General features: G+C 46.3%; 11 protein-coding genes. 4 read left to right on the top strand and 7 right to left on the bottom strand.

Annotated features, from left to right (window positions below):
* Positions 1 to 79: 79 nt before the first annotated feature.
* The 4 genes from argH to argC all read right to left on the bottom strand — a co-directional run bounded on the left by argH (position 80) and on the right by argC (position 5,432).
* Positions 80 to 1,954: an argininosuccinate lyase gene (gene argH / locus MSG36_RS19040; protein WP_248369310.1), complete on the bottom strand. Its 1,875-nt coding sequence runs from the start codon at positions 1,952 to 1,954 to the stop codon at positions 80 to 82.
* A 347-nt stretch (positions 1,955 to 2,301) separates the two neighbouring features.
* Positions 2,302 to 3,513 carry an argininosuccinate synthase gene (locus tag MSG36_RS19045; protein ID WP_017061137.1) on the bottom strand — a complete coding sequence of 404 codons (1,212 nt, stop codon included), beginning with the start codon at positions 3,511 to 3,513 and terminating at the stop codon, positions 2,302 to 2,304.
* A gap of 113 nt (positions 3,514 to 3,626) precedes the next feature.
* The gene (gene argB, locus MSG36_RS19050) at positions 3,627 to 4,415 is read right to left on the bottom strand and encodes an acetylglutamate kinase (RefSeq protein WP_248369312.1); all 789 of its coding nucleotides are present in this window, start codon (positions 4,413 to 4,415) and stop codon (positions 3,627 to 3,629) included.
* Between the two features lie 12 nt (positions 4,416 to 4,427).
* Positions 4,428 to 5,432 (bottom strand): N-acetyl-gamma-glutamyl-phosphate reductase, encoded by a 1,005-nt coding sequence (gene argC / locus MSG36_RS19055; RefSeq protein WP_017063685.1) that lies wholly within the window; start codon positions 5,430 to 5,432, stop codon positions 4,428 to 4,430.
* Between the two features lie 153 nt (positions 5,433 to 5,585).
* On the opposite strand from argC, the gene argE reads away from it, so the two are divergent.
* The 3 genes from argE to MSG36_RS19070 all read left to right on the top strand — a co-directional run bounded on the left by argE (position 5,586) and on the right by MSG36_RS19070 (position 10,500).
* Positions 5,586 to 6,722 (top strand): acetylornithine deacetylase, encoded by a 1,137-nt coding sequence (argE, locus tag MSG36_RS19060; RefSeq protein ID WP_108152432.1) that lies wholly within the window; start codon positions 5,586 to 5,588, stop codon positions 6,720 to 6,722.
* A gap of 252 nt (positions 6,723 to 6,974) precedes the next feature.
* Positions 6,975 to 9,611 (top strand): phosphoenolpyruvate carboxylase, encoded by a 2,637-nt coding sequence (gene ppc / locus MSG36_RS19065; protein ID WP_017063683.1) that lies wholly within the window; start codon positions 6,975 to 6,977, stop codon positions 9,609 to 9,611.
* A gap of 349 nt (positions 9,612 to 9,960) precedes the next feature.
* Positions 9,961 to 10,500: a PadR family transcriptional regulator gene (locus tag MSG36_RS19070; protein WP_010435321.1), complete on the top strand. Its 540-nt coding sequence runs from the start codon at positions 9,961 to 9,963 to the stop codon at positions 10,498 to 10,500.
* A gap of 152 nt (positions 10,501 to 10,652) precedes the next feature.
* Here MSG36_RS19070 and metF read toward each other — a convergent pair whose 3' ends face one another.
* The 3 genes from metF to MSG36_RS19085 all read right to left on the bottom strand — a co-directional run bounded on the left by metF (position 10,653) and on the right by MSG36_RS19085 (position 15,424).
* The gene (gene metF, locus MSG36_RS19075) at positions 10,653 to 11,552 is read right to left on the bottom strand and encodes a methylenetetrahydrofolate reductase (RefSeq protein ID WP_004729683.1); all 900 of its coding nucleotides are present in this window, start codon (positions 11,550 to 11,552) and stop codon (positions 10,653 to 10,655) included.
* A 276-nt stretch (positions 11,553 to 11,828) separates the two neighbouring features.
* Entirely contained in the window at positions 11,829 to 14,240 is a 2,412-nt protein-coding gene (locus tag MSG36_RS19080) for a bifunctional aspartate kinase/homoserine dehydrogenase II (protein ID WP_248369314.1), read from the bottom strand.
* A 2-nt stretch (positions 14,241 to 14,242) separates the two neighbouring features.
* Entirely contained in the window at positions 14,243 to 15,424 is a 1,182-nt protein-coding gene (locus MSG36_RS19085) for an O-succinylhomoserine (thiol)-lyase (protein ID WP_017061143.1), read from the bottom strand.
* Positions 15,425 to 15,632: 208 nt separating this feature from the next.
* Between MSG36_RS19085 and metJ the strand changes: the two genes are divergently transcribed.
* The gene (gene metJ, locus MSG36_RS19090) at positions 15,633 to 15,953 is read left to right on the top strand and encodes a met regulon transcriptional regulator MetJ (protein WP_004415993.1); all 321 of its coding nucleotides are present in this window, start codon (positions 15,633 to 15,635) and stop codon (positions 15,951 to 15,953) included.
* Positions 15,954 to 16,096: the final 143 nt, after the last annotated feature.

A 16,096-nucleotide genomic window follows, 5' to 3' on the forward strand; every position in this document is an offset into this window, starting at 1 on the left:
TAGACCGGGCTTTTCTTAGTTTGTTCCCAAAAAAGATCATATTTTTGATCTTTTTTTTAGGAGCTATAAAATCAATGCCTTATGCAACATTAACCTTAGCAATGAGCTGCTCTACCAAGTTCACTTCCAAAGCCACTTCATCACATGCATGTTGACGAGGACACTGGTCACAATCTTTCAGAACCTTCTCAGGCAGCAGAGATTTCGATGTTGGTAAGAAATCATGTTTCATGAAGAACTCTGGTGTACGAGTCAGCACAAACACCTTCTTGATGGCCATTTGTCGCGCTTTCTCAACCAAATGCTGCACAATTGCGGTACCCTGCCCTTGACCTTGCCAGCCAGCCTCAACACCGAGCGAGCGAATCTCCGCTAAGCCAGAGTCATACACATAGAGTGATGCACAGCCTGTTACCTCACCATGATGCTCTGCGACCGCAAACGAGCCAATATCACGCACCAGTTCATTACGAGAACGAGGCAGGTTTTCACCCATATTCGCCCAGTAAGCGACCATGCCTTCTAACGCTTCAATATCGGTCAGACGAGCAGGACGAACCTTGACGATGGAAGTGTCACGCTGTGATAAACGCTTCTCAGCTTGGTCAACCGCGTAAGCCACTTGCTGTGGAGATACGCCGCCTAGCGCGCTACGTTTTTCAAGACACGACTCAATGGTCAGGATGTCATACACATCCTCTTCAATCACCTCAGAGAACTCTTTCATCTCTGCGATGGTTAATTCTTCTAATGCACAGCCTTTAGCAATCGCCGCAACAACTGTTACACCAACAATATGGTGAGCTTCACGGAAAGGAATGCCTTTCGCTACTAGGTAATCAGCCAGCTCAGTAGAGTTTGCATAACCTTGCTTCGCTGCTTCAAGTGTACGTTCGCCGTTCACTTTAATGCCGTCAAAACAGAGCGCTGCCATTTCCATACAATCATTCCAAGTGTCTAAAGCGTCGAATAGACCTTCTTTATCTTCTTGCATGTCTTTGTTGTACGCCAAAGGCAGAGCTTTTACTGTCATCATCATTGCAGCTAATGAACCGTATACACGGCCAGTTTTGCCACGGATAAGCTCTAGCGCATCTGGGTTTTTCTTTTGTGGCATCAGAGATGAACCTGACGTCACGGTATCCGCTAACTCGATGAAGTTTGATTCACCTGAGTTGTAGAAAATCATATCTTCTGCAAGACGCGAAAGGTGAAGCATAGAGATAGAAGCAATCGACATTAGCTCCATCACATGGTCACGGTCAGAAACTGAATCTAGAGAGTTGCGCGTTGCACGACGGAAACCTAAGTTGTGAGCTAACTCTTCACGGTCCATCGGGTAAGCTGTTCCTGCAAGGGCACCAGAACCCAGCGGACATGTATCTAGACGCTTAATCGCATCATTCAAACGTGAATAGTCACGCTCAAGCATTTCAACGTAAGCCAAGCACCAGTGAGCAAAAGTTACCGGCTGAGCACGTTGTAAGTGAGTGTAGCCAGGCAGCACGGTTTCTTGATGCTGAGAAGCAACGTTCACCATTTGGCTTTGTAGGCGATCCAATGCCAGTAGCAGTTGGTTACCTTGCTGACGACACCATAGTTTCAGGTCGGTCGCCACTTGGTCGTTACGAGAACGGCCAGTGTGAAGTTTTTTGCCCAAGTCACCGACTTTGCCGATAAGTTGCTGCTCAACCCAGCTATGAATATCTTCTGCATCAGAACGTAGAATCTGTTCAGGATCTTCCATCACCTCAAGTTTTAGCTCATTCAGCGCTAACTCAAGCTTCTGTTGCTCTTCTTCTGTTAATACGTTGACCGACAATAGAGCTTTAGACCAGGCAATTGAGCCCACAATGTCTTGCTCAGCCAATCGGTAATCAAAACGAAGAGAATCGTTAAAATCTTTGAACCGGGTGTCTGCTGCTTGGGTAAATCTACCGCCCCATAATGCCATTGTGTATCTCCTAATTGCACAGTGCTCACTGTTTTTGCAAATGATAATTCTGATTAAGATTCAGTATTTTTCTGATGGTTTAAACTTACGGCAATTCAAAATGAAAATAAAGTATTAATTCATTATTTTCACATATTTATTCACCAGAAGTTCAATCCATTGATTATTTTTAGCGTGGAGCGCGAATTATATGCCATCCAAGAGGAAAAACCGAAGCTGATTTATTAGGCAAATAGAAAGTAAAAAGCCCACTCACTAATCAATAGTGAATGGGCTTTGCATAATAATGTCTGTTTACTGACCTTCAACCTTTCGCTAAAAGCTAGCTCACTAACTCATTGTTAGGATTACTTTTGGCTATTCAGAGCACGGATACGGCTTGATAGCGAGTAAAGACGGATGAAGCCTTCAGCGTGGCTTTGGTCGTAAACTTCATCTTCACCAAAGGTTGCAAACTCTTCTGAGTACAAGCTGTTGTCAGAACGCTTCTGAGTCACCGTTGCATGGCCTTTGTAAAGCTTGATAACCACTTCACCATTCACGTCTTGTGCTAGCTCTTCTGTCGCGGCAAGGATTGACTTACATAATGGAGTGAACCAACGACCATCGTATACAAGGTGAGAAGCCTTAACACCTAGCTCTTCACGGAATTCGAATGCCGCTTTATCAAGAACCAGTTGCTCTACTGCACGCAGTGCTTCCATCATGATTGTGCCACCCGGAGTTTCGTAACAACCACGAGACTTCATGCCAACAAGACGGTTTTCTACGATATCGATACGACCAACACCGTGCTTAGCACCCTTCTCGTTTAGGTAAACCAGTGCGTTGTATGGCGTCATTGTTTCGCCATCAACCGCAACCACTTCGCCTTTTTCAACTTTAAGTGTCACTGTTTCAGATTCGTTTGGCGCTTGCTCAGGGTCTACAGTCCAAGCCCAGCAATCTTCGTTAGGTGCATTCCATGTGTTTTCTAGAACGCCGCCCTCTGTTGAGATGTGCCATGCGTTTGCATCACGCGAGTAAATCTTAGTAAGAGAAGCCGTACAAGGGATGTTGCGCTCTGCTAGGTAATCTAGGCACTCTTCACGACTCACTAGATCCCATTCACGCCATGGTGCAATTACGTGTAGGTCTGGTGCTAGTGCAGCAAATGCACCTTCAAAACGAACTTGGTCGTTACCTTTACCTGTACAGCCATGACACAGTGCGTCTGCACCTACTTTACGTGCGACTTCAACCTGTGCTTTCGCAATGATTGGACGCGCCATTGAAGTACCTAGTAGATATTTGCCTTCATAGTAAGCGCCCGTTTTCAGCGTTGGGTAGATGTAGTCAGCAACCATCTCTTCTTTAAGGTCTGCGATGTAACACTCAGATGCACCAGAAGCTTTTGCTTTCTCTTCGATACCAATCAACTCTTCGTCGCCTTGACCAACATCCGCAACAAACGCAACCACTTCACAGTCATAGTTCTCTTTCAACCATGGAATGATTACTGATGTGTCTAGACCGCCAGAGTAGGCTACTACAACTTTCTTTACGTTAACTTTGCTCATTTTCTTTCTCCTAGTTTCCATACTGCACATGGCGGTCAGCGTTGGAAATGACTTCATAATTATATGTTTATTTAATTTGTCTAAATTCTTTAAGTAGTGACTCGTTGTGAGACCTACTGAGGTAAAAACTGTGTTCCTATGCTTTTACCTGAAAACAGTTGTGTTAGCTTTTCTGGGTATCGCCAAGTGGCAACTTCGATTGGTCGTCCAAGGTCGTTAGCGGCTTCTAGTGCAGCTTGAACCTTAACGATCATGCCGTCGGTAATAACTTTGCCTGTAATAAGGTCATCAGCTTGCTGTTGATTAAGGCTTGGAATCAGGTGACCTTTACCATCCAACACACCACTTACATCAGAAAGCAGTACCAGTTCAGCATCAAGCGCGCCTGCAACGGCAACCGCAGCTTGGTCGGCATTGACGTTCATCAGTTGGCCTTGCTCAGTCAGACCAATTGAGCTGATGATTGGCAGTGCGCCCGCATTAAGAATCGCTTGCAGAACAGTTGAGTCGCCCGGCTCCGCTTTTCCTACCGCGCCCAGTTCAGGGTTCAGTTCACTCACTTGGCACAAACCACCGTCTGCTAGGCTCAAACCAACGGCATTGATTCCGTCTTTAATTGCCTGACCTTGAAGTAGTTTGTTGGCCGTGCCCGCTAGTGCACCAGCGATCACAGGGATCTGATCATAAGGAGTAACACGTAGCCCTTCTTTCTTGACGGTTTCGAGGTTCAACTTATTCATCAAATCATCAACAAGGTAACCGCCGCCGTGAACAATCACGATTGGTCGTTGTGCCTGTTGTTGGTAAGCAGAGATAGCACCAAATAACTTGCTAAGTGTTTCACCACAAGATAGCGCAGCGCCACCTAACTTTATGATTAATGGTTGATTATTAAGGCTCATATCTAGATTTCCTTACACTAACGCAGTTAATGGCGCAAAACCATAACGTAAATTCAAACACTGCATCGCTTGGCTAGATGCACCCTTTAATAAGTTATCAATCGCTGAAACAACGATGATGTGCTGACCTTGAACCTTCCAACCTAAATCGCAGAAAGGCGTCTGTTCTACATCTTGAATTCTTGGCAATGTCTCTTCGAGTAGTCTCACTGCAGGTTTACCTTGGTAAGCTTGCTCGAAGGCATCTTGTATCTGCTGTTCTGTCACGCCTTCAGCCAATTTCATGGTGATGGTCGCTAAAATACCGCGCTTAAAGTTGCCGAGGTGCGGAGTGAAAATCACATCACATCCTAAATGTGCAGCCATTTCAGGTTGATGACGGTGATTGAATACGCCATAAGCTTGCAGGCTTACTTCGCAGAAACTGTTAACCATCGTCGCCTTGCGGCCTGCACCAGTCACACCGCTAGTCGCGTTAATCACTGGCCATTGGTTTTCATCCAGTAACTTGGCTTCAACCAAAGGTTTAATCGCCAGTTGTGATGCCGTTGGGTAACAACCCGCGACAGCGACAAGCTGAGCTTCTTTAATTTCTTGTTCGTTCCATTCCGCTAAACCGTAAGCCGCTTTGTCTAGCCATTGTTCGTGTTGATGTTCAAAACCGTAAAACTCTTGATAGAAGTTTTCGCCTTTAACTCTGAATGCACCCGATAGGTCGAAGACTTGGCAATCGTTCTCTAGAAAAATTGGCGCTAGGTCGTGACTAACCTCGTGTGCCGTTGCTAAAAAAATCACATCAGACTGTTTAGCTACTTCTTCCGGATTTGTTAAAGGTTGTACTGGCATATCAATCAAGCCAGCTAACTTACCGTGCAGTGCTGCAATAGGTTTACCTGCGTCTACACTATTGGCTGAGACATATAAACCTGATAGCGTGAGCTCAGGGTGTCTATTTATCATTAGAGCCAGTTCTGCTCCTGTGTAGCCGCTTGCGCCAATGATCGTGGTTTTCAACATCTCAACACATCCATTTCTGAGGTAAGTTACATTTCAAATTTGACTATTCATACTTAATTTTTAGCTTTATTTGATTTCTTATGCATTAAATATGATTTAATATGTGTTTTACCGACTTATGGTTTTCCTGTCAATAGTAGAAGTGAAGTTATTATGCAATTACCGAGTTTTCTTGAGGTCTACAAAGGCCTAATTTCCACAGACTCTATTAGCTCGACCGATCCAAGCTGGGATCATGGCAACGAGAAAGTGATCGAAAAAATGGCTCAATGGTTTAAAGACGTAGGCTTTAGCGTTGAAGTCGTGGAAGTCGAGCCCGGCAAGCATAATATGGTCGCTAAGATGGGATCGGGCGAAGGTGGCTTGCTACTCGCAGGACACAGCGACACAGTGCCATTCGATGAAGGACGTTGGAACTTCGACCCTCACGCACTAACAGAACACAACAATCGCTTCTATGGGTTAGGCACGGCCGATATGAAAGGCTTTTTCGCTTTCGTTTATGAAGCGACAAAGAAGATGGATTGGAGCAAACAGACCAAGCCGCTATACGTATTGGCAACCTGTGACGAAGAGACCACCATGTTAGGGGCGCGTCATTTCACTGAAAATGCACCGTTTAAACCGGATTACTGCATCATTGGTGAGCCAACCAGCCTTGTGCCGATTCGTGGTCATAAAGGCCATGTTGCTAACGCTGTGCGAGTAACGGGTAAATCAGGTCACTCTTCTGATCCTGCATTAGGTGTCAACGCCATCGAGATCATGCATGAAGTGTTGTTCGCTTTAATGCAACTGCGTGACAAGCTAGTCAAAGAGTATCACCACCCGGGTTTCGCAATTCCAAGCCCAACGCTAAACCTTGGCCATATTCACGGTGGCGACAGTGCCAACCGTATCTGTGGTTGCTGTGAGCTGCACTATGATGTGCGTCCTTTGCCAGGTATTAGCCTAGATGGCTTGGATAACATGCTGCGCAGCGCACTTAAGGAAGTGGAAGCAAAATGGCCGGGCAGAATCGAGATTACGCCACTGCACGAACCTATCCCTGGTTACGAGTGCCAACACGACCATCCATTTATCGGTGGCATGGAATCCGTTTGTGAGATTGAATCACAAACCGTGAACTACTGTACTGAGGCACCTTTCCTTCAAGAACTTTGCCCAACCTTAGTTCTGGGTCCGGGCTCAATCGACCAAGCTCACCAACCAGATGAGTTCCTAAGCTTCGATTTTATCGATCCAACGATTGATGTTCTGAGTAAATCGATCCGTAAATATTGTTTCTAGTTATTAATTTTCTTCCAATATTTTCGTATAAAAGCCACCCGAAAAGGTGGCTTTTATTCTGCCATCCCTGACACAGCCTGATCTTGTAATTAAATTTCACTTTAATTCCGAACTATTGGAAAATTTACTTCTCCCGCATTTCGAAAACTAATAATTGCAAACTTAGAATGCTTTATTTGACTAGATACAGCACTTTTCGCTAGATTGTGTACTTAACAAGGAACAATGGATGTAATTTTTTTACGAGGCAGGATGACAATGAACGAGAAATACGCCGCTCTCAAGAGTAACGTAAGCATGCTGGGACGCTTGCTAGGTAACACAATCCAAGATGCACATGGTGACGTTATCTTAGAGAAAGTGGAGACTATCCGTAAACTTTCCAAATCCGCCCGCGCAGGCAACAAAGCTGACCGTGACAGCCTAGTTGAAGAAATCAAAAACCTGCCGAACGAACAACTCACTCCTGTTGCTCGTGCATTTAACCAATTTCTCAACCTCACCAACATGGCAGAGCAATACCACACCATCTCTCGCCACTGTGAGGAGCATGTTTGCGAACCAGACGTGCTGCAATCTCTATTTTCCAAATTAAACCAGAATGACATCAGCAAGCTAGATGCGGCTCAAGCCGTTCGCGATCTGAACATTGAACTCGTTCTGACTGCACACCCAACAGAAATCACTCGTCGCACCATGATCAACAAGCTAGTTAAGATCAACGAGTGTCTGTCTAAATTAGAATTAAGCGACCTATCACACAAAGAGCGCGTGAAAACAGAACGTCGCCTAGAGCAACTTATCGCTCAAGGTTGGCACTCAGATGTGATTCGTCAGCAACGCCCTACGCCACTTGATGAAGCAAAATGGGGCTTTGCGGTTGTTGAAAACTCACTGTGGGAAGCTGTACCAGATTTCCTACGTGAAATGGACGGCCGACTAAAAGGCTACCTTGGTGAAGGCCTGCCAATTGATGCGCGCCCGGTACACTTCTCATCTTGGATGGGCGGCGACCGCGATGGTAACCCATTCGTAACGCACACCATCACCAAAGAAGTGCTGCGCCTATCTCGCTGGAAAGCCGCTGACCTTTACCTAGGTGACGTAAACGAGCTGATTACCGAACTGTCGATGACTAAGTGTAATGATGCCGTTCGTGAACTAGCGGGTGATGAGCACGAAGCTTACCGTGCAATCCTAAAAAGCCTACGTACTCTGCTGAACAACACGTTAGAAGTGCTTGATGCAAAACTGCATGATGCTGAAGTACCAAAGAAAGAAACACTACAGAACATCGACCAACTTTGGACACCGCTGTACGCGTGTTACCAATCGCTGCACGAATGTGGCATGGGCGTAATCGCAGACGGTTCTCTACTTGATACCTTGCGCCGCCTAAAAGCATTCGGTGTACACCTAGTGCGTCTCGATGTTCGTCAAGAAAGTACACGTCACTCAGATGTGCTGTCTGAACTGACTCGCTACCTAGGCATTGGCGACTACGACCAGTGGAGCGAGCAAGACAAGATTGCTTTCTTAACCAATGAATTAAGCTCAAAACGCCCACTGCTTCCTCGTGATTGGGAGCCATCTGAACAGGTTAAAGAGGTTTTAGACACCTGTAAGGTCATTGCTGCTCAACCTCGTGAAGCCTTCGGTGCTTACGTAATCTCAATGGCTCGTACTGCATCGGATGTACTGGCTGTTCACTTGCTTCTGCAAGAGTGTGGTTGCCCTTACCGCATGGACGTATGTCCACTGTTCGAAACGCTAGACGACTTGAACAACTCAGAAGCGGTAATGAAACAGCTAATGAGCATCGACTTGTACCGTGGCTTTATCCAGAACCACCAAATGGTGATGATTGGATACTCTGACTCAGCGAAAGATGCTGGCGTAATGTCTGCAGGTTGGGCTCAATACGACGCGATGGACAAGCTGGTTAAGGTTTGCGACGAAGAAGGCATTGAACTGACTCTATTCCACGGTCGTGGCGGTACGGTTGGTCGTGGTGGAGCTCCGGCGCACGCAGCCCTTCTCTCTCAGCCACCTAAGAGCTTGAAAGGCGGCTTACGTGTAACTGAGCAAGGCGAAATGATCCGCTTTAAGCTTGGCTTGCCAGATGTTGCCGTAAACAGCTTCAACCTATACGCAAGTGCGATTCTAGAAGCGAACCTTCTGCCACCACCAGAGCCTAAACAAGAGTGGCGCGACCTAATGGAAGTGCTGTCTCAGGTCTCTTGTGAGGCTTACCGTAACGTGGTTCGTGGTGAAGAGAAGTTTGTACCTTACTTCCGTCAAGCGACGCCTGAACTGGAGCTAGGTAAACTGCCTCTTGGTTCTCGCCCTGCGAAACGTAACCCGAATGGCGGCGTAGAAAGCCTACGTGCAATTCCATGGATCTTCTCTTGGAGCCAAAACCGCTTGGTGCTTCCTGCATGGTTAGGCGCTGGTGAAGCAATTCAATACTCAGTAGACCAAGGCCATCAAGCGCTACTTGAAGAGATGTGTCGTGAGTGGCCATTCTTCTCAACTCGTCTGGGTATGTTGGAAATGGTGTACTCGAAGTGCAACATGGAAATTGCGAAGTACTACGATCAACGTCTTGTTGACGAAGAGCTATTACCTCTGGGTGAGTTACTGCGTGAACAGCTACAAAAAGACATCAAAGCGGTACTGAATGTAGAAAATAACGAGAACTTGATGCAGAGCGACCCTTGGGGACTTGAGTCAATTCGCCTACGTAACATCTACGTTGAGCCACTAAACATGCTTCAAGCAGAACTGCTTTACCGTACTCGTAAGTGTGAAACACCACCAGCAGAGCTAGAAGAAGCGCTAATGGTGACGATTGCAGGTATTGCAGCAGGTATGCGAAACACTGGTTAATTAGTGATTCCTACTATAAAAAGAACAAAAGGTCGCCGCGTGCGACCTTTTTATTTTGCAAAATAACCGCTAGTGAGTATTTTGTCAGTTTTTTGGGTTATTTTGTCCATGTATTCTACTTTATGCTTATTATTTAGATATACTACTGCTCCGCTGCGGAAACACTCCAAAAAAATAATCTGCAGCAATTTGACCCATAAACTGGTCAACCTAGGTGATAAACGGCTTTGTAAGGTGACATAACCAACCGATGAGTTGGTGCTACTTAGACATAACCAATATAACGTGCCATTAGAAGCACACTTGTTGTTTAAGTATTTGTTTACTGTTTACCATTTGGATTTCAGACATGTCATTACCACACGTAATTCTAACCGTTTTAAGTACACGCGATGCTACTGGTTACGATATCACAAAAGAATTCTCCGCAAGCATTGGTTACTTCTGGAAAGCTAGCCATCAACAAGTTTACCGCGAGCTAAATAAAATGGCTCAGAACGACCAGGTAACTTGCGTGCTTGAGCCTCAAGAAGGCAAACCTGATCGTAAAGTTTACTCTATCACTGATGCTGGCCGTGGCGCGCTAGGTGAATGGTTTGAACAACCAACTGCACACCCAACCGTTCGTGACGAGTTCTCAGCTAAGCTAATGGCTTGTGCTGTACAACCTTCTGACGCTTACCGTGTACAGCTTGCTGAGCTAGTAGAAGAGTCTCGCAAACTGGTTTCTCACTACAAAGAAATCGAAGCAGCTTACTACGCAACGCCATCGACGCTAGACAAGCAAGCACGCCTTGAGCGTCTAACACTTCGTCGTAACCTACTTATCCGTGAAGCATGGATTGTATGGGCTGAAGAAGTACTGCTTGAACTTGGCGCTCTAGCTTAAGTTAAGCTAGAAGCTAGAAGCTAGAAGCTAGAAGCTAGAAAAGCAAAAGGCTTGAACTCTATGAGTCCAAGCCTTTTTTGTATCTATAGGATTTGAAATGTTACTGCCAGAGGCTTTTTACAAGCACTTAGGCTTTACTTCTTAGACTTTGCTTACAGCGCAGCGACTTGTGGACGAACACCTAGCGTATGGCAAAGTGCGTAAGTCATTTCTGCACGGTTTAGCGTGTAGAAGTGGAAATCTTTCACACCTTCACGGCTCAGCGTACGAACCATATCAATCGCTTGGCTAGCACCTACTAGCTGACGAGTGGTTGGATCATCATCCAAGCCTTCGAACTGCTTCGCCATCCAGCCTGGTACTTTTACGTTATTCATCGCAGCAAAGCGCGACGCTTGCTTGAAGTTAGAAACCGGTAAGATGCCCGGTACAATCTCTACATCCACACCTGCCGCTACACAACGGTCACGAAAACGTAGGTAGCTTTCTACATCGAAGAAGAACTGAGTGATTGCACGGTTAGCACCCGCATCCACTTTACGCTTTAGGTTAATAAGATCAGATTGAGCGCTTTTTGCTTCAGGGTGAACCTCAGGGAATGCCGCTACTGAGATATCAAAATCGTGGCGAGATTTAAGTAGCTCAACTAAATCAGATGCGTACATCTCTGGCGCGCCGCCGCCTGCTGGAATATCACCACGCAGCGCAACAATACTCTCGATACCATTTGCCCAGTAATCGTCGGCAATTTGAATCAGCTCTTCGCGGCTCGCATCAATACACGTTAGGTGCGGTGCTGCTACTAGACCAGTTTGGTTCTTAATTTCTTTAATGATTGAGTGGGTACGGTCACGTTCGCCCGAGTTTGCACCGTAAGTTACCGATACAAATTTTGGTTGAAGTGTTTTAAGACGGTGAACAGAGTTCCACAGGGTCTCTTCCATCTTCTCACTGCTTGGTGGAAAAAACTCAAATGACACATTGATGTTGTCAGAAAGCTCAGCGATATTCTGATTTAAAGCGTCGATATGACTAGCGTGTGTGTATCCCATCTTACTCTCCCTGTGCCAAAAGCAACCACTAAAAACTCAAATCCTTAAACGACGTTTAGACGTCTATATGTCTGTAGGATGTATTGAATACGATTTAATGTCAACAGATCCATTATGAATTTTTCTCAAGTAGATCGTGAGTAAAACTCAAGTCGTTAGATGGGTCGCAAAGCAGAAATAATGTAGAAAAAAGGCTGAAAAACACATCGTGCTTTCAGCCTTATTTATCTTAGTGAATAGTATGCCATTTAGACACTAAACCAACCGATCTGAGTATCAGAACAGGCTAGACATTCTGTTTAGGTCAGATTGAATTGCACCAGCTGTGACTTCACGTCCTGCACCTGGGCCACGGATCACCAATGGATTATCTTTGTACCATTTGCTCTCAATCGCAAAGATATTATCGCAAGGCAACAAGTTCGCCAGAGCATGTTCTTTGGACAGTGCTTCAACGCCTACGGTTGCCTTACCGTTCTTCTCCAAACGCGCTACGTAACGTAAGACCTTTTGTTGAGAGTGCGCTTTCTCTAAACGCTCAGCTAACTCTTCGCTTAGAACAGAAGCTTTGTCGAAGAAGTCATCCACAGATAGATCTTGCAGCTCTGCAGGTACGAGCGATTCCACTTTTACGTTTTCAGGTTCGATATCCAAACCAGATTCACGCGCCAGAATCACCAACTTACGCATCACGTCTGAGCCATCAAGGTCAGCACGCGGGTCCGGTTCAGTCAGGCCTTGTTGCCATGCTAAGTCAACCAACTCACTGAATGGTACCGTGCCATCAAACTGCTGGAACAACCAAGACAGCGTGCCTGAGAAGATGCCTGACAACGCAATAATGTCATCGCCGCTTTCACGCAGGTCTCGTACCGTGTGGTTAATCGGCAAGCCTGCACCCACTGTCGCGTTGTACAACCAATGACGGCTGATCTTCGCGAAAGCATCTTGTACTTGATGGTAATACTCGCTCGATGCAGAACCTGCCACCTTGTTCGCCGAGATTAGGTGGATACCTTGTTGTGCGATTTGCAGGTACTTTGCTGCAAGCACAGGGCTTGCGGTGACATCGAGTACCACAGCTTCATCGTACCCCTGAATAGAACCCAAACGCTCTAACCAGTCGTTACCATTGTTGGCAATCGCTTCATCGTCAAAGCTCTTACCTACCGAAGTCGCATCAATACCTTGGTCATTGAACCAATAGGTTTGGCTATCAACCACCGCAACCAATTCAAAGTTCATTCCACGACGCTTTTCAAGTTCCGCTTTTTGTTCAGCAAACAGACTTAACCAACTTGAACCAATGTTGCCCTTACCACACAAGGCTATCGCAACACGCTTCTGCGCTTGGAACAGTTGAGAGTGAATACCTTTCACTAAGCTTGATGTTTCACTCTTACGAATCACAGCCACCAAGCTTAAGCCTGAGTTAGCTTCTGAGATGAACTCAACCGGCGAGCTCTTAAGCTGCTGGTAGAAACCGTAGCAATGGTTCGGGTTCTTAGTCACACCTGCACCCACTGCAGCAATCAGAGAGAAACCTTCTTTTAGCTTAATCTCGGCTTCAATCGCATGGTCTTGGAGATATTCTAATGCACCACCAGCAATCTCTTCCGTGTAGGCAAGACGCAAGCAGTGTTGATCCGGTTCAAGCTCATAAGCCAGCGGCTCAAGTTGAGCGCGTTTAAGTCCTTCAAGGACTTCACTCTCTAGACGGTCAAAATCATGGCCGTGACCAAAGGTCAGTTGCACGATAAGCACTTCATCCAGAGAGGTAATGATTTTGGCGCCACGACCCGATGCCAGTACACGCTCTATCTGTGTAGAGCCCGCCTCCGGCTGGTAGCTGCAGCGTAAGCTGAGATCCATAGCACTTTGAGCCACAGGCTGTAGCGTTCGGCTGTGAAGCACTGGAGCCGCTAGACGAGCGAGTTCACTGGCTTCATCAAGGCGAAGTAGAGGCAGTAGACACGCATCTGAAACCAAACGAGGGTCAGCGCTGTAAACGCCCGCCACATCACTCCAAATCGTCACGCGTTCAACTTCAGCCAAAGCACCAATCACGGTCGCTGAGTAATCCGAACCATTGCGACCAAGCAGTACCGTTTCACCCTCGCAGTTCTGAGCCATAAAGCCCGTAATCACCACACGGCAATGTGCATGCTGCGCCAGAGCTTCTTTAATCAGAGGGTAAGAACGTGCGCGGTCAACTTCAGGTTGAGCGCCCACTTCTGCACGTAAAAAGGCACGCGCATCTTGAGCAACCGCTTGTAAGTCATGCTGGCACAACAAAGCAGCGAGTAGACGTGAAGACCAAACCTCACCGTGTCCAAGCACTTTTGCTTTTTGTGCTTCGCTCAATGGAGCCGTTAGCTCACCCAAAGCGGTAAATTCTTGTTGAATGGTTGCAGTAAGTTGTGCGGCTGATTCACCCTCAAGCAGTGCTTCAATCAGATCGAGTTGGAACTGACGAAGTGCTTGTAGGCATTCATGGGCAATACGACCATCTTTGTCGAGCGCTTCAACAAATTCAATTAAACGGTTGGTTGTTTTGCCTGCTGCCGATACCACCACCAAATCAGATGCTGATGAGTATTCTCTAAGAATGTTGACCACGCGTTGGTAACATTCAGGATTTGCTAAACTGCTGCCACCAAATTTATGTAGCTGGCGAAAGGTTGCCATTATTAACCCTCCCCTTCAGCAATAAAGCGCTGTGTTCTTTCAAACGCTTGCTTGAGGTCATCGATTAGGTCTTCTGCATCTTCAAGGCCAACAGATAGACGCAGTAGTTGCTGAGAAACACCCGCTTCTGCTAATGCTTCTTCACCCATCGCACGGTGAGTCATCGACGCAGGGTGACAAATCAGGCTTTCAACACCGCCCAATGATTCTGCCAAGGAGAATAGCTCTAACTTATCAACAAAGTATTTAAGCGCCTCGAATGAGCCCGCAAACTCAAAGCTGAGCATTGAGCCAAAGCCCGATTGCTGTTTCTTCGCGATATCATGCCCCGGATGTTCGGGAAGGCTTGGGTGGTAAATAGTGCCGACGAGATCTTGTTGCTGCAGAGACGCCAGAATCTCACGCGAGCTTTCTTCGTGAACTCGCATACGCGCACCTAGCGTACGAATACCACGTAAAGTCATGTAGCTATCAAATGGTGTGCCGGTCGCACCAATACAGTTACCCCACCATGCTAGCTCTTCAGCGTGCTCTTCTGTCTTAGTGACCACAACGCCACCAATAACATCTGAGTGTCCATTGATGTACTTGGTTGTAGAGTGGATAACAAAATCAGCACCCAGCTCTAAAGGCTTTTGGAACACAGGTGTCAAAAACGTGTTGTCGACAGCAACCAGAGCACCAACCTCTTTCGCTTTGCGGCAAGTTTCTGCAATATCAACCACACGAACCAGTGGATTCGATGGGGTTTCGATTAAGATCAACTTTGGCTTAAGCGCGATCGCTGCATCCAGCGCGGCTTGATCCGATTGATCAACGAACAGAACTTTGAAGTCACCTTTTAGCGAGCGAGTGTTAAACAGGCGGTAAGTACCGCCGTAGCAGTCGTGCGGTGCAATAATAAGATCATCGCCGCCTAAGAAAGCCGAAACCCATAAGTTAAGCGCCGAAGTACCGCAGTTAGTCACAACCGCGCCTTTGCCTGATTCAAGCTCAAACAGTGCCGTTTCTAATAAACCGCGGTTTGGGTTACCAGAACGGGTGTAATCGTACTTTGGCACTTCACCAAAAGCGGGAAACCCATAGTTAGTCGAAAGATAAATGGGTGGGACAACGGCATGGTGTTGCGTGTCTGACTCGATACCAGTACGTACTGCGATTGTTGCTGGCTTCCGGCTGCTCATAGGTGCTTCCTTACAAGTTTTGCGTCTGAGAATCACAGCTGCTTGTCGGCATTTTGCGGCTGTGTTAGATATATGTTATTCACTTTACTTTCATAAACGTGAGACGTCAACACTTCTAGACGTCTATATGTCTTTGCTTATGGCAGTAAATCCCGCTAAAATCACCACTATTAATTTATTCTAACAACTAAAGTGATGAAGGTACGCAATGGCCGACTGGAATGGTGAATACATAAGCCCATATGCTGAGCATGGAAAGAAAAGCGAACAAGTAAAGAAAATTACAGTTTCTATCCCTCTAAAAGTGTTAAAGGTTCTTACTGACGAGCGTACTCGCCGCCAGATTAATAACCTACGCCATGCAACAAACAGTGAGCTACTGTGCGAAGCCTTTCTACATGCGTACACAGGCCAACCACTACCAACGGATGAAGACCTTCGTAAAGATCGTCCTGACGATATCCCTGCTGAAGTGAAAAAACTGATGACAGAAATGGGTATCGAGTTCGAAGCGTTTGACGAAGAATAAAGACAACTCAGTCACTGCCTTCATTATTGATTCGCTATAGCTGACCCTATTTATCACATCACGCATTGCGTTTTTATGACTGCGCTGTGAATGATAGACATAAAAAAACCGACTCCAGATGAGTCGGTTTTTTTATTATTCTT

This window comes from Vibrio sp. 1CM8B (assembly GCF_023161685.1).
Lineage (GTDB): Bacteria > Pseudomonadota > Gammaproteobacteria > Enterobacterales > Vibrionaceae > Vibrio > Vibrio coralliirubri.

What these genes read in the sequence shown, in the direction of transcription:
- argH (WP_248369310.1), bottom strand. Translation starts at nt 1,954, where the DNA reads ATGGCATTATGGGGCGGTAGATTTACCCAAGCAGCAGACACCCGGTTC.
- MSG36_RS19045 (WP_017061137.1), bottom strand. Translation starts at nt 3,513, where the DNA reads ATGAGCAAAGTTAACGTAAAGAAAGTTGTAGTAGCCTACTCTGGCGGT.
- argB (WP_248369312.1), bottom strand. Translation starts at nt 4,415, where the DNA reads ATGAGCCTTAATAATCAACCATTAATCATAAAGTTAGGTGGCGCTGCG.
- argC (WP_017063685.1), bottom strand. Translation starts at nt 5,432, where the DNA reads ATGTTGAAAACCACGATCATTGGCGCAAGCGGCTACACAGGAGCAGAA.
- argE (WP_108152432.1), top strand. Translation starts at nt 5,586, where the DNA reads ATGCAATTACCGAGTTTTCTTGAGGTCTACAAAGGCCTAATTTCCACA.
- ppc (WP_017063683.1), top strand. Translation starts at nt 6,975, where the DNA reads ATGACAATGAACGAGAAATACGCCGCTCTCAAGAGTAACGTAAGCATG.
- MSG36_RS19070 (WP_010435321.1), top strand. Translation starts at nt 9,961, where the DNA reads ATGTCATTACCACACGTAATTCTAACCGTTTTAAGTACACGCGATGCT.
- metF (WP_004729683.1), bottom strand. Translation starts at nt 11,552, where the DNA reads ATGGGATACACACACGCTAGTCATATCGACGCTTTAAATCAGAATATC.
- MSG36_RS19080 (WP_248369314.1), bottom strand. Translation starts at nt 14,240, where the DNA reads ATGGCAACCTTTCGCCAGCTACATAAATTTGGTGGCAGCAGTTTAGCA.
- MSG36_RS19085 (WP_017061143.1), bottom strand. Translation starts at nt 15,424, where the DNA reads ATGAGCAGCCGGAAGCCAGCAACAATCGCAGTACGTACTGGTATCGAG.
- metJ (WP_004415993.1), top strand. Translation starts at nt 15,633, where the DNA reads ATGGCCGACTGGAATGGTGAATACATAAGCCCATATGCTGAGCATGGA.